Origin of the sequence: Psychrobacter sp. CAL346-MNA-CIBAN-0220 (assembly GCF_040309805.1) — a bacterium.
Classification (GTDB): Bacteria; Pseudomonadota; Gammaproteobacteria; order Pseudomonadales; family Moraxellaceae; genus Psychrobacter.
Genome location: NZ_JBEOPF010000300.1, coordinates 1 through 271 on the forward strand (window position 1 = coordinate 1; position 271 = coordinate 271).

Here is a 271-nt window from a genome sequence, read left to right on the forward strand (position 1 = left end):
TTATTACCTATAACATTACCTTGAGAGTCTAACCAACCACCCGCATCAATACCGGCTTTATCTTGAGTGTGATCGTATTTAACAGATAGCAATACATCATCTGTTAAATCAAATTCCATATTAAGATAACCTAACCAACGATCACGATCTTGGTTTTCTTCTGTGGTTGAATATTCACGCCAATATGTTGTGTCTTGCTTCACTAACACACCACGATAACGAATACTTTGGGCATCATTTAAACTGCCTCCAGTATCAATCTGTGCACGAG

The 271-nt window shown here is 38.0% G+C and carries 1 pseudogene; it reads right to left on the reverse strand.

Annotated elements, in window-relative coordinates:
* A pseudogene (locus AAEY88_RS13720) lies at positions 1 to 271 on the reverse strand (hypothetical protein); the annotation flags it as partial.